This is a genomic window from Stenotrophomonas sp. K-6, from assembly GCF_056861555.1.
On record NZ_JBSPUC010000005.1, the window covers coordinates 290,256 to 310,526 of the forward strand.

Annotated in this window: 20 protein-coding genes and 1 other RNA gene; 16 read left to right on the forward strand and 5 right to left on the reverse strand. The window is 68.0% G+C overall.

Features of this window, described 5'->3' with window-relative positions; all coding sequences use genetic code 11:
* Positions 1 to 4 precede the first annotated feature (4 nt).
* The 5 genes from AC13F7_RS16230 to thiL all read left to right on the forward strand — a co-directional run bounded on the left by AC13F7_RS16230 (position 5) and on the right by thiL (position 3,760).
* Positions 5 to 607 carry a riboflavin synthase gene (locus tag AC13F7_RS16230; protein ID WP_483002125.1) on the forward strand — a complete coding sequence of 201 codons (603 nt, stop codon included), beginning with the start codon at positions 5 to 7 and terminating at the stop codon, positions 605 to 607.
* Positions 604 to 1,701 carry a 3,4-dihydroxy-2-butanone-4-phosphate synthase gene (gene ribB / locus AC13F7_RS16235; protein WP_481468650.1) on the forward strand — a complete coding sequence of 366 codons (1,098 nt, stop codon included), beginning with the start codon at positions 604 to 606 and terminating at the stop codon, positions 1,699 to 1,701. Before AC13F7_RS16230 ends, ribB begins: the two co-directional genes overlap by 4 nt.
* Positions 1,702 to 1,833: 132 nt before the next feature.
* Positions 1,834 to 2,301: a 6,7-dimethyl-8-ribityllumazine synthase gene (gene ribH, locus AC13F7_RS16240; RefSeq protein WP_483002127.1), complete on the forward strand. Its 468-nt coding sequence runs from the start codon at positions 1,834 to 1,836 to the stop codon at positions 2,299 to 2,301.
* A complete protein-coding gene (gene nusB, locus AC13F7_RS16245; RefSeq protein WP_481468653.1) occupies positions 2,298 to 2,777 on the forward strand; it encodes a transcription antitermination factor NusB in 480 nt (159 codons plus the stop codon). The genes ribH and nusB overlap by 4 nt, the downstream gene beginning before the upstream one ends.
* 8 nt (positions 2,778 to 2,785) lie before the next feature.
* Positions 2,786 to 3,760 carry a thiamine-phosphate kinase gene (gene thiL, locus AC13F7_RS16250; RefSeq protein ID WP_483002129.1) on the forward strand — a complete coding sequence of 325 codons (975 nt, stop codon included), beginning with the start codon at positions 2,786 to 2,788 and terminating at the stop codon, positions 3,758 to 3,760.
* 6 nt (positions 3,761 to 3,766) lie between these two features.
* On the opposite strand, the gene AC13F7_RS16255 is transcribed toward thiL, so the two are convergent.
* The 4 genes from AC13F7_RS16255 to AC13F7_RS16270 are packed head-to-tail and all read right to left on the reverse strand — an operon-like array spanning position 3,767 to position 7,786.
* Entirely contained in the window at positions 3,767 to 5,152 is a 1,386-nt protein-coding gene (locus AC13F7_RS16255) for an FAD-binding oxidoreductase (protein WP_483002131.1), read from the reverse strand.
* 2 nt (positions 5,153 to 5,154) lie between these two features.
* A complete protein-coding gene (locus tag AC13F7_RS16260) occupies positions 5,155 to 5,691 on the reverse strand; it encodes a metal-dependent hydrolase (RefSeq protein ID WP_483002133.1) in 537 nt (178 codons plus the stop codon).
* Positions 5,691 to 6,116: a YraN family protein gene (locus tag AC13F7_RS16265; RefSeq protein ID WP_483002135.1), complete on the reverse strand. Its 426-nt coding sequence runs from the start codon at positions 6,114 to 6,116 to the stop codon at positions 5,691 to 5,693. The genes AC13F7_RS16260 and AC13F7_RS16265 overlap by 1 nt, the downstream gene beginning before the upstream one ends.
* The gene (locus AC13F7_RS16270) at positions 6,065 to 7,786 is read right to left on the reverse strand and encodes a penicillin-binding protein activator (RefSeq protein WP_483002137.1); all 1,722 of its coding nucleotides are present in this window, start codon (positions 7,784 to 7,786) and stop codon (positions 6,065 to 6,067) included. The genes AC13F7_RS16265 and AC13F7_RS16270 overlap by 52 nt, the downstream gene beginning before the upstream one ends.
* Positions 7,787 to 7,865: 79 nt before the next feature.
* On the opposite strand from AC13F7_RS16270, the gene rsmI reads away from it, so the two are divergent.
* Positions 7,866 to 8,687 (forward strand): 16S rRNA (cytidine(1402)-2'-O)-methyltransferase, encoded by an 822-nt coding sequence (gene rsmI, locus AC13F7_RS16275; protein WP_483002139.1) that lies wholly within the window; start codon positions 7,866 to 7,868, stop codon positions 8,685 to 8,687.
* 38 nt (positions 8,688 to 8,725) lie between these two features.
* Positions 8,726 to 9,076: RNase P RNA component class A (gene rnpB, locus AC13F7_RS16280), an RNA gene on the forward strand.
* A 178-nt stretch (positions 9,077 to 9,254) separates the two neighbouring features.
* Here rnpB and AC13F7_RS16285 read toward each other — a convergent pair.
* On the reverse strand, positions 9,255 to 10,016 hold the full coding sequence (locus AC13F7_RS16285; protein WP_483002141.1) for an NRDE family protein: 762 nt from the start codon (positions 10,014 to 10,016) through the stop codon (positions 9,255 to 9,257).
* 324 nt (positions 10,017 to 10,340) lie between these two features.
* Here AC13F7_RS16285 and mraZ point away from each other — a divergent pair, with 324 nt between their 5' ends.
* From mraZ to murG, 9 genes are read left to right on the forward strand one after another with little or no spacing between them, the layout of a single operon-like run.
* Positions 10,341 to 10,787: a division/cell wall cluster transcriptional repressor MraZ gene (gene mraZ, locus AC13F7_RS16290; protein ID WP_019182494.1), complete on the forward strand. Its 447-nt coding sequence runs from the start codon at positions 10,341 to 10,343 to the stop codon at positions 10,785 to 10,787.
* Between the two features lie 14 nt (positions 10,788 to 10,801).
* Positions 10,802 to 11,770, forward strand: a complete 969-nt coding sequence (gene rsmH, locus AC13F7_RS16295; protein ID WP_265309631.1) for a 16S rRNA (cytosine(1402)-N(4))-methyltransferase RsmH — start codon at positions 10,802 to 10,804, stop codon at positions 11,768 to 11,770.
* The gene (ftsL, locus tag AC13F7_RS16300; RefSeq protein WP_019182492.1) at positions 11,767 to 12,030 is read left to right on the forward strand and encodes a cell division protein FtsL; all 264 of its coding nucleotides are present in this window, start codon (positions 11,767 to 11,769) and stop codon (positions 12,028 to 12,030) included. The genes rsmH and ftsL overlap by 4 nt, the downstream gene beginning before the upstream one ends.
* Positions 12,027 to 13,871: a peptidoglycan D,D-transpeptidase FtsI family protein gene (locus AC13F7_RS16305; protein ID WP_481468663.1), complete on the forward strand. Its 1,845-nt coding sequence runs from the start codon at positions 12,027 to 12,029 to the stop codon at positions 13,869 to 13,871. Before ftsL ends, AC13F7_RS16305 begins: the two co-directional genes overlap by 4 nt.
* Positions 13,868 to 15,349, forward strand: coding sequence for a UDP-N-acetylmuramoyl-L-alanyl-D-glutamate--2,6-diaminopimelate ligase (locus AC13F7_RS16310; protein ID WP_483002144.1), 1,482 nt, complete (start codon positions 13,868 to 13,870; stop codon positions 15,347 to 15,349). Before AC13F7_RS16305 ends, AC13F7_RS16310 begins: the two co-directional genes overlap by 4 nt.
* Positions 15,346 to 16,740 carry a UDP-N-acetylmuramoyl-tripeptide--D-alanyl-D-alanine ligase gene (locus AC13F7_RS16315; protein WP_483002146.1) on the forward strand — a complete coding sequence of 465 codons (1,395 nt, stop codon included), beginning with the start codon at positions 15,346 to 15,348 and terminating at the stop codon, positions 16,738 to 16,740. Before AC13F7_RS16310 ends, AC13F7_RS16315 begins: the two co-directional genes overlap by 4 nt.
* Positions 16,730 to 17,815, forward strand: coding sequence for a phospho-N-acetylmuramoyl-pentapeptide-transferase (gene mraY, locus AC13F7_RS16320; RefSeq protein ID WP_088433957.1), 1,086 nt, complete (start codon positions 16,730 to 16,732; stop codon positions 17,813 to 17,815). The genes AC13F7_RS16315 and mraY overlap by 11 nt, the downstream gene beginning before the upstream one ends.
* Positions 17,815 to 19,143, forward strand: coding sequence for a putative lipid II flippase FtsW (gene ftsW / locus AC13F7_RS16325; RefSeq protein ID WP_483002148.1), 1,329 nt, complete (start codon positions 17,815 to 17,817; stop codon positions 19,141 to 19,143). The genes mraY and ftsW overlap by 1 nt, the downstream gene beginning before the upstream one ends.
* Positions 19,140 to 20,234 (forward strand): undecaprenyldiphospho-muramoylpentapeptide beta-N-acetylglucosaminyltransferase, encoded by a 1,095-nt coding sequence (gene murG, locus AC13F7_RS16330; protein ID WP_483002150.1) that lies wholly within the window; start codon positions 19,140 to 19,142, stop codon positions 20,232 to 20,234. Before ftsW ends, murG begins: the two co-directional genes overlap by 4 nt.
* The last annotated feature ends 37 nt before the right edge of the window (positions 20,235 to 20,271 follow it).

Genomic DNA, 20,271 nt, shown 5'->3' on the forward strand with positions numbered 1-20,271 from the left:
TTCCTTGTTTACTGGAATCATCGAAGGCGTCGGCCGTCTGGCCGCACGCGACCCCCTTGGCGGCGATGTCCGCTTTACCTTTGACGTGGGCACCCTGCCGTTCGAGAACGTGCAGATGGGCGAGAGCATCGCCATCAACGGGGTCTGCCTCACTGTCATCGCCTATGACGCGACGAGCTTCCAGGCCGACGCCTCCACCGAGACGCTGGGCCTGACCACGCTGGGTCAACTGACCGACGGCGCGGTCATCAATCTTGAACGCGCGATGCGCCCGACCGACCGCCTTGGCGGCCATCTGGTCAGCGGCCATGTTGACGGCCTCGGGCAGGTGCTGTCGGTGCACGACGACGCCCGCGCCCAGCGCTGGCGCTTCGCCGCGCCGACGGCGCTGCTGCGCTACATCGCCAAGAAGGGCTCGATCTGCGTGGATGGGGTCAGCCTGACCGTCAACGAGGTGGACGAGCAGGGCTTCGAAGTCGCCCTCATCCCGCATACCGTCGCCAACACCGCCTTCGCTGCGACGGCCGTGGGCAGTGCGGTCAATCTTGAAATTGATCTGGTCGCCCGTTACGTCGAACGTTTGTTGGGTGCAGGAGCACGCGCATGAATTTCGCCCCCATTCCGGAGATCCTCGAGGACATCCGCCTCGGCCGCATGGTTGTCATCGTCGATGACGAAGACCGCGAGAACGAAGGCGACCTGATCATGGCCGCCGAGCTGGTCAAGCCCTCGGACATCAACTTCATGGTCACCCATGGCCGTGGCCTGGTGTGCCTGCCGCTCACCCGCGAGCGCGCCGCCGATCTGGGCCTGGCGCCGATGGTGCAGGCCAATACCGCGCAGTTCCAGACCAACTTCACGGTCAGCATCGAGGCCGCCGAAGGCGTCACCACCGGCATCTCGGCCTACGACCGTGCGCACACCATCCGCACCGCGGTGAAGCCCGATGCCAAGCCGGCCGACCTGCATCAGCCGGGCCACATCTTCCCGCTGATCGCCCAGCCGGGCGGCGTGCTGACCCGCGCCGGGCATACCGAGGCCGGTGTCGATCTGGCGATGCTGGCGGGCCTGGAGCCGGCCGGCGTACTGGTGGAGATCCTCAACCCGGACGGCAGCATGGCGCGCCGGCCGGAGCTGGAAGTGTTCGCCCGCGAGCACGGATTGAAGATGGGCTCGATCGCCGACCTGATCGCCTATCGCCTGGCGACTGAAAAAACCGTCGAGCGCGTGGACGAACGCGAGATCGAGACCGAGTTCGGCCCGTTCACGCTGGTCACCTACCGCGACCGGATCGCCCACGACCTGCACTTCGCGCTGGTCCGCGGCACCCCGGATGCCGAGCCGACCCTGGTCCGCGTGCAGGTCGAGAACCCGCTGGCCGATCTGCTGCACTGGCGCCGCGATGATTTCGGCGTGGCCTCCACCGATGCCCTGCGCGCGATCGCCGCCGCCGAGCGGGGCGTGATGGTGGTGCTGTCCGCGCCGCGCGACACCAACAGCCTGCTGGCCCGCCTGCGCCAGCAGCCGGCCCCGGTCACCCCCGGCAAGGACAAGGATGTAGGGCAGTGGCGCCGCAATGGTGCCGGGGCGCAGATCCTGTCCGACCTGGGCCTGGGCAAGCTGCGCGTGCTGGGCACCCCCCGCCGCCAGGTAGGCCTGGCCGGGTATGGCCTGGAAGTGGTCGAGACGGTCACGCCGTGACCGGATCCGCCGCGTGGCGCCGGGCACTGCCCGGCGATCACGCGGCGTTCCCAGCCCTCATTGAGGCCGCGTGGACCGCGTAGGGCGCCCGCGCGCGTTAAACTAATCAACCTTTTGGATCCCCCGCCGAACATGAGTCACTACGAAGGCGACCTTCGCACCCCCGAAACGGCCCGTTTCGCCATCCTCGCCAGCCGCTGGAATGCCCGCATCACCGACGTGCTGGTGGCCGGCGCGCGCAAGAGCCTGGCCGGCAACGGGATCGACGAGTCCGCCATCGATGTGATCCGCGTGCCTGGCGCGTGGGAACTGCCGCTGGTCGCTGCACGCCTGGCCGCCGCCCATCAGCATGCCGCGATCATCACCCTGGGCTGTGTGATCCGCGGCGATACCCGCCATTACGAACACGTGGCCGACCGCTGCGCCGAAGGCCTGATGCGTGTGCAGCTGGACTTCGGCGTGCCGGTGCTCAATGGCGTGCTGGCGGTGGAACGGGTCGAGGATGCCGAGGCCCGCGCCGGTGGCAGCCACGGCAACAAGGGTGAGGAAGCCGCACTGTCGGCGTTGGAAATGGTCAATCTTCTGGAGCAGCTGCCATGAACAAGTCAAACCCGGGCAAGCCCTCCGGTAAACCCGTCCGCCGTGATGGCGTCGACCCCGTGCTGCGCTCGCGCGCGCGTCGTCGTGCCCTGCAGGCGATCTATGCGTGGCAGATCTCCGGTGGTAACGCGCAGAGCGTGATCGCCCAGTTCGCCCACGAACAGGCCCGCGAAATTGCCGATCTGGCCTATTTCGAAGCGCTGGTGCATGGCGTGCTGGACAACCGCAAGGACCTGGACGCGGCGCTGGACCCGTACCTGGACCGCGGCATCGAAGAAGTGGACGCGATCGAACGCGCCGCGCTGCGCGTGGCCGCCTACGAAATGCGTTACCGCCTGGACGTGCCGTACCGCGTCGTGATCAACGAAGCGATCGAGTCGGCCAAGCGCTTCGGCTCCGAGCATGGCCACACCTACGTCAATGGCGTGCTGGACCGTGCTTCGGCCGAGTGGCGCAAGGTCGAAAACGGGGGCTGATCCGCCCCATGTCCCTTGCCGAATTTGATCTGATCGATCGCATCCGCGCGCGCACCACCGCGCGCGCCGATGTCGTGCTCGGCATCGGCGATGACGCCGCGTTGTTGCAGCCGCGTGCAGGCGAACAGCTGGTGATCACCGCCGATACGCTCAACAGCGGCGTGCATTTCCCGGCCGAAACCCCGGCCTACGACATCGGCTGGAAAACCCTCGCGGTCAACCTCTCCGATCTCGCCGCGATGGGTGCCCGTCCGGCGTGGTGCACGTTGGCGCTGTCGCTGCCCACGGCCGACCCGGACTGGATCGAAGCCTTCGCCGATGGCTTCTTCGCCCTGGCCGACGAACACGACATCGTGCTGGTTGGCGGCGACACCACACGCGGTCCGCTGTCGCTGTCGGTCACCGCGATGGGGCAGGTGGCGCCTGGCCAGGCCCTGCGTCGCGATCGTGCGCAGGTCGGGGATGACATCTGGGTCAGTGGCACCCTGGGCGATGCCGCCGGTGCGCTGCGCCTGTGGCAGCAGAACCGCTTGAAAGTGGCGGTGGCCACGCTGCTCAGCGATGACGAAACGCTGCGCGAGCGCCTGCTGCGTCCGATCCCGCGGGTCACGCTCGGCCTGCGCCTGCGGGCCTACGCGCATGCGGCCGTGGATATCTCCGATGGCCTGCTGTCCGACCTGGGCCACATCGCGGCACGCAGCGGTGTGCGCGCGGAAGTCGAGGCCGATGCATTGCCGATCTCGTCGGCGCTGCGCGAGCAGCTGGGGCGCGAGGGTGCCCGCGACTGCGCGCTGCGTGGCGGCGACGATTACGAGCTGTGCTTCACCGTCGCGCCGTCGCAGCGCGAGGCGATCCATGCCTTGTCGGCGTCACTGGGTTTGCCGCTGACCCGGATCGGCCGGATCGTCGAAGGGGAGGGCGTGCACTGCGCCGATGCGGACGCCACCGACGGTGGTTACGAGCACTTCTCCGAACGTCGCTGACGCTCATCACCCCGGCGGCAGTACCTTGCCCGGGTTGAGAATCCCGTCCGGATCCAGCGCGGCCTTGATCGCGCGCATCGCCGCCAGCGTGGCCGGGGTGAATGCCTGTGCCATGAAATCGCGCTTGGCCAGGCCGATGCCGTGTTCGCCGGACAGTGTGCCGCCCAGTGCCAGCGTCAGCGCGAACACGCGCGGCAGCGCCGCATGCGCGCGTGCGTTCTCGCCGGCATCGTCCGGGTGGTAGAGGATGTTGACGTGCAGGTTGCCGTTGCCGGCATGGCCGAAAGTGACGATGGGCAGATCGAACTCCGCCGATAGTGCCTGCACCCCGGCGACCAGCGCGGGAATGCGCGAGACCGGCACCACCACGTCTTCGTTGATCTTGCCCGGGGCGATGCTGCGCAGCGCCGGTGACAGCGCCTTGCGCGCGGCCCACAGGGTTTCGCGCGCGCTGCCTTCCATCGCCACATCCAGTGCGATCAGACCGTCGCCTTCGGCGGCCGCCGCCAGGGCCTGCAGCAGGTAGGGCAGGGTATCGTGGTCGCCATCAGCCTCCACCAGCAGCATCGCGCCGGCCTCGGGCACCTCGGCGCCATTGCGGCGCAGCAGCTCCAGGCTGCGCGCATCCATGAATTCCAGGCGGGTGGGCACCACCGGCTGGGCCATCAGGCGCGACACCGCCTGCGCGGCAGCATCCGCATCGCGGTACAGCACGCGCAGCCCCGCCTGCGTCACCGGCAGCGGGGTCAGCTTCAACGTTGCTTCCACGATCAGCGCCAGCGTCCCTTCGCTGCCGACCAGTAGATGGGTCAGGTCGTAGCCGGTGGCGTCCTTGGTGTATGGGCCGCCGCAGGTGATCAGTTCACCGGCACCGGTGACCGCCACCAGGCCAAGCACGTTGTCGCGGCTGGTGCCGTACTTCACCGCGCGCGGGCCGCCGGCATTGCAGGCCAGGTTGCCGCCGATGCTGCAGATCTCCGCGCTGGAAGGGTCCGGTGGCCAGAACAGGCCATGTGGCATCAGTGCCTGCTGCAGGTCGCCATTGAGCACGCCCGGCTCGACCACCGCGCAGCGGTCGCCGGGCTGGATGGCAAGGATGCGGTTCATCCGCGCGAACGAGAGCACGATGCTGCCTTCGATCGGCACTGCCGCACCCGTGGTGCCGGTGCCTGCGCCACGCGCGACCAACGCGATGCGGTGCTCGCGGCAGGCGCGGACCAGGGCGACGACCTGCTCGCGATCGCGCGGGAAGGCGACACCGGCCGGCAGCGTGTGCCGCCACGAGTTGTCCTGGGCATGCGCGTTGCGTGCGCTGTCATCCGTTCGCCAACCGTCTTCGCCGAGCAGGGCATGCAGGGTGGCAATGAACGCAGGGGGCAGGGCAGGGGTCATCATCAGGTCCGGGAATCAGCAGGGGCACGTTGGATCGCTCGCCAGCCGACCACAGCCAGCGCCAGTGGCAGCCAGACCCAACGCAGTTCGGAAAGGACGGTCGCCATCCCGCGTGCGCTGAAGAACTGCGGCGCGAAGGGCGAGACGCGGATCGGGCGCCACGGGGCGAAGTAGCGTTCGCCGCTCCATGGCCACCACAACGCGACGCCAAGCCCGCCGGAGGTGAGCGCATCCAGCAGTGGATGCGACAGCGCGCAAAGACCGACGAACGCGGCCGCCTGCACCGCCGTGGCGCGCAGGCGCCGATGCAGCAGCGCGGCGACCACTGCCATCAGTACGGCGAACACCATCGAATGACTGGCGCCCCGATGGCCGAAGCTGTCGGCATACGGAATGTGCAATGCGAACGCGAGTACGTCCGCATCCGGCAGCATGGCCGCGACCACCCCGGCGGCCAGCAATGGCGTGGAGATCCGGCCGCGATCCGCGGCGCACCACAGCGCCAGCGGAATGGCCGCGTGGGTGAAGATGGAAGGCATCAGCAGTCTTCCAGCCGGAACGCGTCGCGCAGCCAGTTCAGCTGCGGGGGCTCGCCGGCGGCTTCGACGACATCGAAGCGGCATGGCTGCTCGGCCAGCCAGGGATGCGATTGCAGGAACAGCTGCGCGGCGATCACCAGCTTGCGTCGCTTGCGGCGGTCCACCGAGGCCGCGCCGCCGCCGAAGCGGGCGTCCGCGCGGTAGCGGACTTCCACGAACACGACGACATCGCCGTCGCGCATGATCAGGTCGATCTCACCGCGGCGATAACGCGCATTGGTGGTGACCGGGCGCAGCCCGGCCTCCCGGAGGTGTTGCTGCGCGGCGGCTTCCACCGCCGCGCCACGCACCGCGCGCCCGGTCGGCACGCGACTTAATTGCTGGTGGCGATGGGCATCGGCCGGCCACCGCTGAAGGTCGACCATGCCGGCACCCGCAGCACATTGCCGTTGCTGTCCAGGAACAGGGTGCCGGTAGCGCCGGCCAGGCCGCCTTCGGTCGCAACTTTGTCCAGGTAGGCGCTGATCTTCCACGCATCGAAGCCGAACGCGAACAGGCGACCGGAGGCGCCACGCGCCGAGGGCAGCATCTGCCCGGCGGTGGAAGCGGCCGGCAGGCCGGGCACGCCGCGCACGTTCCACGCTTCGTTCGGGTAGACGATGCCGTCCAGCGCCATGTCCTCTTCCGGCTTGCCGGTACCGACGGTCAGCTGCGAGGTGCCGACGCGGCTCGCGCCACCGGCACCGGCCAGCGCCAGCTGCGGGGTCAGTGCACGCGCCTGCGGTGCCTTCACTGCCAGCAACACACCGTCGATGGCGCCGGCCGCACGCACCTGCGCGCCGATGTCGCCGACCGTATCGCTCACGCCGATCGTCGCCACCACCTGGCCACCGCGCTGCGCGAAGCGCTCGCGGAAAGCGGCGGCGGCGCGGCGACCGTTGTCGTCGTTGCTGTGGATCACCAGCACCTTGCTGCGCTCGCGGCCGCGCAGGTATTCGGCGGCGATGATGCCGTCGTCTTCCGGAGCCAGCGAGAAACCGGCGCTGCCGGCCGGTGGGGTGTCCTTGCCGCGGTTCAGGGCGAGCACCGGCACCGGCAGCTCGCGGCGGCCGAACACGGCATCCACTTCGTCGCGCCCCAGCGGGCCGACGATGAAGTCGGCACCGGCGGTGACTGCCTTGTCGTAGGCGGCCACGGCACCGGCCGCGGTGCCGGCGGTATCGATGAACTGGATGTCCGGGCGACGGCGGGTTTCACCGTAGTAGCCGCTGAGCAGACCATCGCGGACCGGCTGCGCAGCGGTGGCCAGGCGGCCACTGAGCGGCAGCAGCACGGCCATCTTCACGGGTGGACGATAGCCATCGCTCATCGCCGGCGGGCGCTTGCTGGTATCGAACTGTGAGGCGCCTTCGCGATCAAACGGACGCGGCAGCGGCAGGCCACGGGCGATCAGCGCACGGCCGGCGAAGTTGTACAGGGGCTCGTTGGCCGGCAGCGCCGCCGCGCGGGTGCGCAGGGTGGTGTCGTCCAGCGTGCCGAGCAGGCCGGCGATGGCCTGCTGATTGTCGGTACGCGCCTTGCCGGTCAGCGCGGCGTGCGCACGGGCGCGCTCCAGCGCGGCCCCGAGATTGTCGCCGGTGGCCTGCAATGCGTTGGCGCGCGCCAGCTGCCAGCGGGTGCGCAATGACGGGATGACCGCGTCGGCCGGTTCTTTCAGCGCGGCCAGCGCCTGCGCCGGCTGCTTGTCGGCCAAGGCCAGCTCGGCGGTGGTCAGCTGATACCGCTGCAGGCTGGCGCCGCTGAGCTGGCGCGCAGTGACCTGGGCCAGCAGCGTGCGGGCGCGGGTGGCATCGCCGGCTTCGTGCCAGGCGAAGGCGGCATCGGCCAGCGCGGCGCTGCGGGCGCTGCCGCGCAGGGTGTTGGCCAGCGCTTCCAGCTGGACCGCCGCATCGCGCGGCTTGCCCTGCTCGATCAGCGCCAGGGCCTGGCTCTGGGCCGGTGATTCCGGCGCAGTGGTGAAGCTGGTCGTGGCGCAGCCGGCAAGCAGCATCAGCGACAACGAAAGGGCGGAGATCCGTACGACGGGCTTGTTCATGATCAGGTCCATTCGATGGGGGCAGCGGCCGTGGCCGGGGAACGGTACGATTCTACCCTTGACCACGGAAGAGCCGCTGATGAGTGCTGTCCCCACGCTGTATGTCGTTGCCACCCCGATCGGCAACCTCGCCGATCTGACCCCGCGCGCGCAGGACGTGCTGCGTTCGGTGGCCGCGATCTGCGCCGAGGACACCCGCCGCAGCGGCCAGCTGCTGGCCCACTTCGGCATCCAGCAGCCGTTGGTGGCGCTGCATGACCACAATGAAGAAGCGTTGTCGAAGCGGATCGTGGCGCGCCTGCTGGCGGGCGAATCGCTGGCCCTGGTCAGTGATGCCGGTACGCCGCTGGTCAGCGACCCGGGCTATCGCCTGGTGCGCGCGGCGCGCGACGCCGGGATCAAGGTCAGCCCGATCCCCGGTGCCTGTGCCGCGATCGCCGCGCTCAGCGTGGCCGGCCTGCCCAGCGACCGCTTCACCTTCGAAGGCTTCCTGCCGGCCAAGGCCTCCGGTCGCCGTGAGCGCCTCAACGCGCTGGCCGGTGAAACCCGCACGCTGGTGTTCTATGAATCCTCGCACCGGATCACCGACTCGCTGGCGGACATGATCGCGGCCTTCGGGCCGGAGCGCCCCGCGGTGCTGGCGCGCGAGCTGACCAAGCTGTTCGAGACCGTGCTGGATGGCGACCTGGCCTCGCTGCTGCAGCAGGTCGAGGCGGACGACAACCAGCGCAAGGGCGAGTTCGTGGTGATGGTGCAGGGCGCGGCCGACGATGAGGAGGCTCAGTTGGTCCAGGGCCGGCGTCTGTACGCCAAGCTGAGCGAGCACCTGCCGCCCTCGACCGCGGCCAAGCTGGCGGCGGAAATCACCGGTGCCCCGCGCAAGGCGTTGTACGGCGGGTAACCGCGATGGTCCTTGTTTTGTGGGACAATGCGCGTGGCGGAGTCGGCCAGACAGTCGCGTCATCCCTTGCGGATGCCGAGGAAAGTCCGGGCTCCACAGGGCAAGGTGCCAGGTAACGCCTGGGCGGCGCAAGCCGACGGAAAGTGCAACAGAAAGATACCGCCTACGTTTCCTTCGGGAAGCCGGTAAGGGTGAAATGGTGCGGTAAGAGCGCACCGCGAGTCTGGTAACAGACCGGCACGGCAAACCCCACCTGGAGCAAGACCAAATAGGGACCTAATGGCGTGGCCCGCGTCGGGTCCGGGTAGGTTGCTTGAGCGCTGCGGTGACGCATCGCCTAGAAGAATGACTGTCCACGACAAAACCCGGCTTATCGGCCGGCTCCGCCGCTTTTTTCGCGATTCGCGAAAAAAGCCCCAAGGTTTGCAGCGCAAACCTTGGGGCCCCGGCTACCAGCCTCCAATTCCCCGCGCCTGACGGTGCGCCCGCTTACTGAAGGGGCTGTTACTCCGCCTGATTGTTCTGGGCTTTGGGTGCCCGGTGATCACGGTGCTGTCCCGGGGCGGCTCAGCCTTGCGCCGTCAACGTCGTTTCACCCACACAGACACCCTCCGCATCGAACCGCCGCTCGGTGATGAAGCCGTGGCCGTTGGCGTCCAGCGCGATGATCGTGCTGGCGCGGGTGCCGTACTCGGGGCTGCGGATGAAGGCGGATGACAGCCAGCGCTCGCGCGCCAAGCCGATGCCGGTCTCCGGCAGCGCGCTATCGTCGGCGCGGGTCTCGTCGCGCAGGGCGTCCCATAGCGGAGCCAGGTCGTCATTGCCGAGGTCCACCCATGTGCGCAGGGCGGCGTTCAATGCCACGGTTTTCGGCCACGGCGCATCCAGCGGACCGTTGGACATGCCATGGATGCCCGGCGCCAGTGACTGGCGGTGCAGGGGGTGGTTGCCCAGGAACTGGCAACTGTCGCGATCGGCCAGTAATAGATTGAAGGGGGCGAATTCCACTGCCCGCCGAGCGAGCTCGTCCGCGAACAGTGCGGCCGGCGCGGCCTCACGCAGATAGTCGGCTACCAGCGCCCCGCGGGAGGGGCCGGTCTGCCGGGCTTGCGGGTCGCGCACATTGGTCACCACCGCCATCCGCCCGTCCGGGCCGATCCCGGCCCAGGTTCCGCCCGAGCGCAGGTCACGGCCGGCGGCGATGCCGTCCTCAGGCGCGGGCCAGCGGCTGAGCGCAGCCGTGGGCCGCATGTGGAACTCATCGCGGTTACCGGCCATCACCAACTGCCAGCGGGGGTGGGTTTTCCAGGCGAGGGCGAGCAGACACATGCCTCACATTGTGCCGGTTCTGCGCAGGGCGGAGGCGATGGCGGCCCGGTCCGGACTGAATACGGGGCGATGTTTCACGCGGCCTCCACAGGCCTGAACTTCGGCGAAATCTCAAAAAATGAGACGAAACAGCAACTTGTGGATAAGCCTTGAACAAGTCTCTAAACATTGCTGCAAGCCCTTGATGTTCAAAGTGATTTCCTCTTCGCAAAGTTGTTGACAACCCAATCGGCACTGCTAAGGTGGGCATCAGAGGGGAAACCGGGTTTTTTGTGGTTTTTCGTGGTTCAATGTTTCACCAAGCGAAGGAAAGGTGAAAACGTCGTGTTTCAAGGCGAGACGGCCATCACTGTTGACGACAAAGGGCGCATGGCGGTTCCGACCGCGCATCGCGACCTTGTCGCGCGTGTGAGCAACAACCGTCTGGTCCTGACCTACAACCCGTTCGAGTCCGGCTGTCTGTGGCTGTACGCCGAACAGGAATGGGAACGCGTCCGTGACGACGTCATGTCCAAGCCCAACACACAGCGCGTCGTGCGCCTCCTGCAACAGAAGCTGGTCGGTTCGGCCGCGCATCTGGAGCTGGACGGCAACGGCCGCATCAGTATTCCCGCCAGCCACCGTGGTGCCGTTGGCATTGAAAAGAAGGCGGTGCTGCTCGGTATGGGCGACAAATTCGAATTGTGGAGCGAGCAGGCTCATCGCGCGTTGATCCAGCAGACGTTGTCTGACGAGGATCTCGGCGATGGGTTGCTCGACCTGAAGTTGTGAGCCGGGGTGCCCGGATGCGCGGAGCAGCGCAGACCGGTCACCTTCCGGTGTCGCAGTCGCCGGCAGGCCACCTGCCGGTCCTGTACACGCAGGTCCTGGATGGCCTGAAGGTGATCGAAAACGGCGTGTATCTCGATGGCACGTTCGGTCGTGGCGGTCACGCCCGCGGCGTGCTCGAGCAACTCGGTCCTGGAGGCCGGCTGCTGGTCATGGACAAGGATCCGGAGGCGATTGCGGTAGCCGAGCGCGATTTCGCGCCGGACCCGCGCGTCTCGATTTTCCGCGGCAGCTTCGCCGATCTGCTGCACTGGGAGGCCACCGCCGAGGGCCTGGATGGCGTGCTGTTCGATCTGGGTGTGTCCTCGCCCCAGCTGGATGTCGCCGAGCGCGGTTTCAGCTTCGGCAAGGATGGCCCGCTGGACATGCGCATGGATCCGGACAGCGGCGAAAGCGCTGCCCAGTGGCTCAACCGCGTTGAAGAGCGCGAGCTGATGGACGTACTGTGGACCTATGGCGAAGAGCGCCAGGGCCGTCGCATCGCCAAGGCCATCGTCGCCCGCCGCGACAAGCAGCCCTTCACCCGCACCGCCGAACTGGCCGAGTTGATCGCCTCGGTGATGCCGCGTGGCAAGGACAAGATCCACCCGGCCACGCGCAGCTTCCAGGCGATCCGCATCCATATCAACCGTGAACTGGCCGATCTCGAAGCCGGCCTGGACGCGGCACTGGCACGCCTCAAGCCCGGTGGCCGGCTGGCGGTGATCAGCTTCCATTCGCTGGAAGACCGCATCGTCAAACAGTTCATGAACCGCTACGCCAAGGCACCGCCGAGCAACCGCCGGTTGCCCGAGCTGGCCGCGTTCGTGCCGACGCTGGACCTGCACGGCGGCGCCATCAAGGCCGACGACGACGAGCTGGCGGTCAATCCGCGCTCGCGCAGCGCCGTGCTGCGTGTCGCCGAAAAACGTGAGGTGGCTGGATGAGCCGCCTGCTGTTGATCGTGCTGCTGGCCTGCACCGTCGCCTCGGCGATCGGGGTGGTGTTCATGCGCCATCGCCACCGCCAGACCTTCGTGGAGCTGTCCCGGGTCGAGCGTGCGCGCGATGAGATCAACATCGAGTTCGGTCGCCTGCAGCTTGAGCAGGCCACCCTCGCCGAGGCAACCCGGGTCGACCGCGTCGCCCGCGAGCGCCTGGGTATGAAGTTCCCGGAAGCGGCCGATGTCGTGGTGATCCGGCCATGAACAAGTCCGGTCGCAACCGTGCGCGCAACAGCTTCAACCTCCGCCAGCGCCTGAAGTGGGTGGGGCTGGCGCTCGGCCTGTGCTCGGTCTCGCTGGTCGGTCGCGCTGCATATGTGCAGATCATCAACAGCGAGTTCTACCAGCGCCAGGGCGAAGCGCGTTACCTGCGCGAACTGCCGATCAATACCTCGCGCGGCATGATCACCGACCGCAATGGCGAACCGGTGGCGGTGTCCACCCCGGTCGCCTCGATCTGGGTCAACCCGCAGGAACTGCTGCGTTCGCCGGACCGCATCCCCGAGCTGGCGACCGCGCTGGGCATGCCGCTGGATGAGCTGACCTCCAAGCTCTCGCAGAAGGCCGACAAGGAATTCATGTACCTGCGCCGCCGGATCAATCCGGACGACGCGGAAAAAGTGGTCGCGTTGAAGATTCCGGGCGTGGCCTCGCAGCGCGAGTTCCGCCGCTTCTACCCGCAGGGTGAGGCGATGGCGCACGTGCTCGGCTTCACCAACATCGACGACCGCGGCCAGGAGGGGCTGGAGCTGGCCTTCGACGAATGGCTGCGCGGCAAGGCCGGCGCCAAGCGCGTGATCCGCAACCGCAAGGGCGACACGGTGGAGAGCGATCTGCTGCGCGCCGCCGAGCCGGGCAAGGACCTCACCCTCAGCATCGACCGCCGCATCCAGTTCCTGGCGTTCAAGGAGCTGCGCAACGCGCTGATCGCCAACAAGGCGGCCGGCGGTTCGATGGTGATCATGGATGTGGCGACCGGCGAAGTGCTCGCCATGGTCAACCTGCCCACCTACAACCCCAACGCCGTCGGTGGCGCCGCACCGGATACCCGCCGCAACCGCGCGGTGACCGACCTGGTCGAGCCCGGCTCGACCATGAAGCCGTTGACCATCGCCTCGGCGCTGCAGTCCGGCGTGGTCACCAAGGACACCACGGTGGATACCAACCCGGGCTACATGGCCGTGGGCCGGTTCACCATCAAGGATGTGCCGCGCAACAACGGCGTGCTCAACGTCACCGGCGTAATCACCCGCAGCTCGAACATCGGCGCGGCCAAGATCGCGGCCAAGATGCCGGACCAGGTCTTCTACGACCACATCCACAGCTTCGGCTATGGCGTCGCCCCGCACAGTGGCTTCCCCGGTGAATCGGCCGGCGTGCTGCCGCGCCCGGCGCGCTGGAGCGGTTCGTCCAAGACCACCATGTCCTACGGCTACGGCCTGAATGTCACGCCGCTGCAGATCGCGACCGCCTACTCGGCGCTGGGCAACGGCGGCAAGCTGATCGCGCCGACCTTCGTCAAGGGCCAGCGCAACGAAGGCAAGCAGATCATCGATGAGAACATCGCCAAGGAAGTGGTGGCGATGATGGAAACCGTGGTCACCCAGGGCGGCGCCAAGCAGGCAGCCGTGTTGGGCTATCACGTGGCCGGCAAGACCGGTACCGCCCGCAAGGCCGGGCCGGGCGGGTACGAGCGCGGGCATTACAACGCGCTGTTCGCCGGCGTGGTGCCGGCCACCAACCCGCGCTTTGCCACGGTGATCGTCATCAACGACCCGCAGGCCGGCAAGTACTACGGCGGCCTGGTGTCCGCACCGGTGTTCCACAACGTCATGGAGGGCGCGCTGCGCCTGATGGACGTGCCGCCGGATGACATCGAGTCGTGGCTGGCCGCCCAGCAGTCCGGAAAGCTGGGGCATACCGCCTCGTCGTTGCCGACGCCGCCGCCGGAAACGGTGATCGCGCCCGATGCCGCCGCAGAATTCGATGCCGCGCTGCCCAGCGCGCACGCCACAGTGCCGCCCGCGCAGGGAGGCACGCAATGAGCCAGATGATGTTGCTGTCGCAGTTGCTTCCCGATATGGCGCTGAGCCACGACCCGACCATCACCGGCCTGGTGCTGGACAGCCGCGCGGTGCGCCCGGGCAATGCCTTCGTGGCGATCGCCGGCTTCGGCGCGCACGGGCTGGGCTTTGTCGATCAGGCCCGCGCCAATGGCGCCGGGGCAATCCTGTTCGACCCGCCGGCCCCGGCCGAGTTGCCGGCGCCGGCCGATGCGATTGCCGTGCCCGGCCTGCGCCACCGCTTGGGTGCGATGGCCGACCAGTTCCACGGCCACCCCTCGCGCGCGATGACCATGGTGGGCGTGACAGGCACCAACGGCAAAACCTCCACCGTGCAGTTGCTGGCCCAGGCCTGGCACCTGCTCGGCACCCGCAGTGGAAGTATCGGCACGCTGGGCGTCGGACTTTATGGCGATGTCGTGCCGACCGGCTTCACCACACCCCTGGTGCTGCAGATGCATGAGGTGCTGGCACAGCTGCGCGACGGCGGTGCCCAGGCCGTGGCGATGGAAGTCAGCTCGCACGCGCTCGACCAGGGCCGCGTGGACGCGGTCCATTACGACGTGGCGGTGTTCACCAATCTCACCCGCGACCATCTCGACTATCACGGCGACATGGCGCAGTACGGCGCGGCCAAGGCCAAGCTGTTCCACCGCGACGGGCTCAAGGCCGCCGTGGTCAATCTCGATGACAGCTTCGGCAGTGAACTGCTGCGCACCGTCGGCGAGACCGTGCGCCCGATCGGTGTGAGTTCGCGCGGTGCCGCACAGGCCACCCTGCGCGCCGATTCGCTCACCCTGGACGGCCGCGGCATCGCCTTCGATCTGGTCGTGGACGGTCAGCGCCATCCGGTGCAGTCGCCGCTGCTCGGCCGCTTCAACGTGGACAACCTGCTGGCCGTGGCCGGTGCGCTCTATGCGCTGGATCACACCCCGGCCGCGATCGCCGCGCTGCTCTCGCAGCTGCAGCCGATCGCCGGGCGCATGAACCGCCTGGGCGGCGAGAGTGGCCTGCCCACCGTCGTGGTCGATTACGCCCACACCCCGGATGCGCTGGAACAGGCGTTGACCAGCGTGCAGGGCCATCTGGCCGGGCGCCTGGTCTGCGTGTTCGGCTGTGGTGGCGAGCGCGACACCGGCAAGCGCCCGCAGATGGCCGCCATCGCAGAACGCCATGCCGACGTGATCATCGTCACCGACGACAATCCGCGCGGCGAAGACGGCGACGTGATCGTGGCCGACATCCTCAAGGGATTCGCGGCACCCGCTGCCGTCACCGTGCAGCGCGACCGCGCCGCCGCAATCGCCACCGCGATCGGCCAGGCCGGCGCGGGCGACATCGTGTTGATCGCCGGCAAGGGCCACGAGCCCTACCAGGAGATCCACGGGGTCAAGCACGCGTTCGACGACACTGAAGTCGCTGGCCGTGTGCTGGCCGCGCGCGCGGAGGATGCACCATGAAGCGCACCCCGCTGTCGCTGATCGCCCACTGGGCCGGTGGCGAGATCCATGGCGAAGACACCGCCATCGATGCCATCAGCAATGACACCCGCACGCTGGCCCCGGGCAGCCTGTACGTGGCCCTGCGTGGCGAGCGCTTCGATGGCCATGACTTCGCCGCCGACGCCTTGGCGCGCGGTGCCTCGGCGATGCTGGTCGAGCGCCTGCTGGATGTGGCGCTGCCACAGATCGTCGTCGCCGACAGCGAACACGCCCTCGGTCGCATCGCCGCCGGCATGCAGCGCGACCGCGATACCGCGGTCTTCGCGATCACCGGCAGCAACGGCAAGACCAGCGTCAAGAGCCTGCTGCTGGCGATCCTGGAACAGGTGGCACGTGATAACGGCAAGGTGGTCTATGCCAACCCGGGCAACCGCAACAACGAGATCGGCCTGCCGCTGGCGGTGCTCGACGCGCCGGAAGATGCCGACTACGCCGTCTACGAGATGGGCGCCGGCAAGCCGGGCGACATCGCCTACCTCACCGAGATCGTGCGCCCGCACTACGCGCTGGTGAACAACATCGCGCCGGCGCATCTGGAGCGCATGGGCAGCCTGCAGGGCGTGGCCACCACCAAGGGCGCGATCTACGCGGCGCTGCCTTCCGATGGCGTGGCCGTGATCAATGCCGATGACGCCTTCGGGATCTGGTTTGAACAGCACATCGTCGGCCAGCCGCCGCGCTGCCGCGTGCTGCGTTACGGCCTGGAGCACACCGCCGACGTCACCGCGCGCGCAATCCGTCCGGCCGCGCAAGGCAGCCAGTTCGTGCTGTCCACGCCCGCGGGCGATGCCGAGATCACGCTGGGCCTGCCGGGCCGGCACAACATCAGCAACGCGCTGGCCGCTGCCTCGCTGGCGCTGGCGGCGGGCATTGCGGTGGCGCAGATCGCCGCCGGCCTGGCCCGCGCCGAGCCGGTCCCGGGCCGCCAGATCGCGCACCAGCTGCCCAACGGCGCGGTGCTGATCGATGACAGTTACAACGCCAACCCAGGTTCGCTGGCCGCTGCCATCGATGCCTTGGCCGGCACGAAGGAAGAAGGCTGGCTGGTGCTGGGTGACATGCGAGAGCTCGGCCCGGACGGTGAAGCCCTGCATGCCCAGGCCGGCCGCCGCGCTCGCGAGGCCGGCCTGAAGCGGCTGTACACGCTCGGCCCGCTGAGCGCCGCCGCTTCGACCGCCTTCGGTGAAGGCGGCCAGGCGTTCCAGAGTCACCAGGCGCTGGCCGCCGCGCTCGCCAGCGAACTGCATGCCGGCGTGCGCTGCCTGGTCAAGGGCTCACGTGGCAGCGCCATGGACACGATCGTCAAAGCGCTGCTCGCGCAAGGAGAGGAAACCCCCCATGTTGCTTGAACTGGCCCGATGGCTGCAGCAGTTGGAGAGCCTGTTCGGGCTGTTCGGCTATCTGACCCTGCGCGGCATCCTCGCGGCGCTCACCGCCCTGTTCCTGTCGCTGTGGCTCGGCCCGGCGATGATCCGCAAGCTGGCCCAGTTCAAGGGCGGCCAGCCGATCCGTACGGATGGCCCGCAGACCCATTTCGCCAAGGCCGGCACGCCGACCATGGGCGGCTCGCTGATCCTGCTGACGATCACGCTGTCGGTGCTGCTGTGGGCCGACCTGCGCAATCGTTATGTCTGGCTGGTGCTGGCGGTGATGCTGTGCTTCGGCGCGATCGGCTGGTACGACGACTGGATCAAGATCGTCCGGCGTGATCCGAACGGCCTGAAGTCGCGCTGGAAGTACCTGCTGCAGTCGATCTTTGGTCTGGCTGCCGGTCTGTTCCTGTTCTACACCGCCGATGTCCCGGCGGCGATGACGTTCTACATCCCGATGTTCAAGTCCATCGCGCTGCCGCTGGCCGGCATCAGCTTCGTGGCCATCGCGTACTTCTGGATCGTCGGCTTCTCCAACGCGGTCAACCTGACCGACGGCCTGGACGGGCTGGCGATCATGCCGACCGTGCTGGTCGCCTGCGCGCTGGGCGTGTTCGCCTATGCCTCGGGCAACGTGGTGTTCTCCAGCTACCTGCAGATCCCGCAGATCCCAGGTGCCGGTGAGCTGGTCATCATCTGCGCGGCGATCGCCGGTGCAGGCCTGGGCTTCCTCTGGTTCAACACCTATCCGGCCATGGTCTTCATGGGCGACATCGGCGCGCTTGCGCTGGGTGCGGTGCTGGGCACGATCGCGGTGATCACCCGGCAGGAACTGGTGCTGGTGGTGATGGGCGGTGTGTTCGTGATCGAGACGCTGTCGGTGATGATCCAGGTCGCTTCGTTCAAGCTGACCGGCAAGCGCGTGTTCCGCATGGCACCGATCCACCACCACTTCGAATTGAAGGGCTGGCCGGAGCCGCGCGTGATCGTGCGCTTCTGGATCATCTCGGTCGTGCTGGTCCTGATCGGCCTGGCCACGTTGAAGGTCCGCTGATGAACGACCTGTCGCGCCAAGCCACCCGCCTGGAAGCCATCGGAGGCCACTTCGACAAGTGGCTGCTGGGCGCGATCATCACGCTCACCGGGCTGGGCGTGGTGATGGTCGCGTCGAGCTCAATCGCGTTGATGAGCAGCCCGTTCTACTACCTCAACCGCCACCTGATCTTCCTGGCGGTGGGCATCGGGCTGGCGATCATCGCCATGCGCACCGAGCTCAAGAGCATCGAGCAGTACAACCAGATCCTGCTGCTGGGCTGCTTTGCGCTGCTGGTGGTGGTGTTCATCCCCGGCCTGGGCAGCAGCGTCAACGGTGCCCGCCGCTGGATCAATCTGGGGATCTCCAAGTTCCAGACCGTCGAAGCGGTCAAGGTGCTCTACATCGTGTGGCTGTCCAGCTATCTGGTCCGCTTCCGCGATGAGGTCAATGCCACTTGGCCGGCAATGCTCAAGCCGCTCGGCGTGGCTGGCGCGCTGGTGGTGCTGCTGCTGCTGCAGCCGGACTTCGGCTCCTCCACCCTGCTGCTGGCGATCACTGCCGGCATGCTGGTGTTGGGCGGGGTCAACATGCCGCGCATGTCCATGCCGGTGATCATCGGCATGGTCGGTATGAGCGCGCTGGCGATCATCGAGCCGTACCGGATGCGCCGCATCACCTCCTTCCTGGATCCGTGGGCCGATCAGCAGGGCGACGGCTACCAGCTGTCCAACGCGCTGATGGCCGTGGGCCGCGGCGAGTGGACCGGCGTGGGCCTGGGCAATTCGGTGCAGAAGCTGTATTACCTGCCAGAAGCGCATACCGACTTCATCTTCTCGGTCACCGCCGAGGAGCTGGGCTTCCTTGGCACCTGCCTGATCATTTCGCTGTATGCGCTGCTGGTCGGCCGCACCTTCTGGCTGGGCATGCGCTGCGTGGAAATGAAGCGCCACTTCTCCGGCTACATCGCCTTCGGCATCGGCCTGTGGATCAGCATGCAGAGCTTCGTCTCGATCGGGGTCAACCTCGGCATCCTGCCGACCAAGGGCCTGACCCTGCCGCTGATTTCCTCGGGCGGCTCGAGCGTGCTGATGACCTGCGTGGCAATGGGCCTGCTGCTGCGCGTCTCCTACGAACTGGACCGCGCCGAGCGCCGCCAGGCCGTGCGCATGGGCGCCGACCAGGATGGGCCGCTGCCGGGTGATGTCCCCAGGGCCGACACCGCCAGTGCCATCGCCGCGGCCATGCAGGACGGCGCTGCCCGCGATACCGCCCCGCGTAACAGCGCCACCCGTGGCACCAGCCGCATGCAGCAGCGCATTGAACCGACGCTGGGGAGGATGGGATGAGCACACCTCGCCTCGATCCGTCCCAGCGCCCGGTCATGATCATGGCCGGCGGCACCGGCGGGCACATCTTCCCCGGCCTGGCCGTGGCCAAGGTGCTGCGCGAGCGCGGCGTGCCGGTCACCTGGCTCGGTGCCGACGGCGCGATGGAAACGCGGCTGGTGCCGCAGCACGATATCCACATCGATACGCTGGCCATCAGCGGCCTGCGCGGCAAGGGCAAGCTGGCCCTGATCGGCGCGCCGCTGCGGCTGCTGCGTGCGATCCGTGCGGCCGGTTTCCTGATCCGCGATCGTCAGCCGCGTGCGGTGATCGCCTTTGGTGGCTTCGCCTCCGGCCCGGGCGGTATCGCCGCGCGCCTGCATGGATTGCCGTTGCTGGTGCACGAACAGAACCGCGCGCCGGGCATGACCAATCGCGTGCTGTCGCCCTTCGCACGCCGCGTCCTGACCGGGTTCCCGGGCAGCTTCGCCCAGCGCGAGGAAGCGGTCGGCAATCCGGTCCGTGCCGAGATCGCCGCGATCACCCCGCCGGAGCTGCGCCTGGCCAACCGTCAGGGCCCGTTGCGCCTGCTGGTGCTCGGTGGCAGCCAGGGCGCGCGCGCGCTCAACAACGCGGTGCCCAAGGCACTGGCTGCGCTGGGCACCGGGATGCCCGTGCAGGTACGCCACCAGAGTGGCGAGAAGCTGCACGCCGAAGCGCTGCAGGCGTATGCCGATGCCGGCGTGCAGGCCAGCGTGGAACCCTTCATTGCCGATATGGCCGAGGCCTTCGCCTGGGCTGATCTGGTGGTGTGCCGCTCCGGCGCCTCCACCCTGGCCGAGCTGTGCGCGGTCGGCGTGGGCAGCGTGCTGGTGCCGTTCGCAGCCGCCGTCGACGATCACCAGACCCGCAATGCGCAGTATCTGGTCGAACGCGGCGCCGCTGTGTTGCTGAAGCAGGATGAAACGCTGGCGACACAGGTGGAAGGCGTATTGCGCGATTTGTCCGAACATTCCGCCCGACGCATGCAGATGGCCAAGGCCGCGCGTGCCCTGGCCAAGGTCGATGCCGCCGAGCGCATCGCCGACATCATTCTCGAGGAATCCAAATGAACACCGCTACGCGCGCCAGCCTGGCGCGAGGCCACGC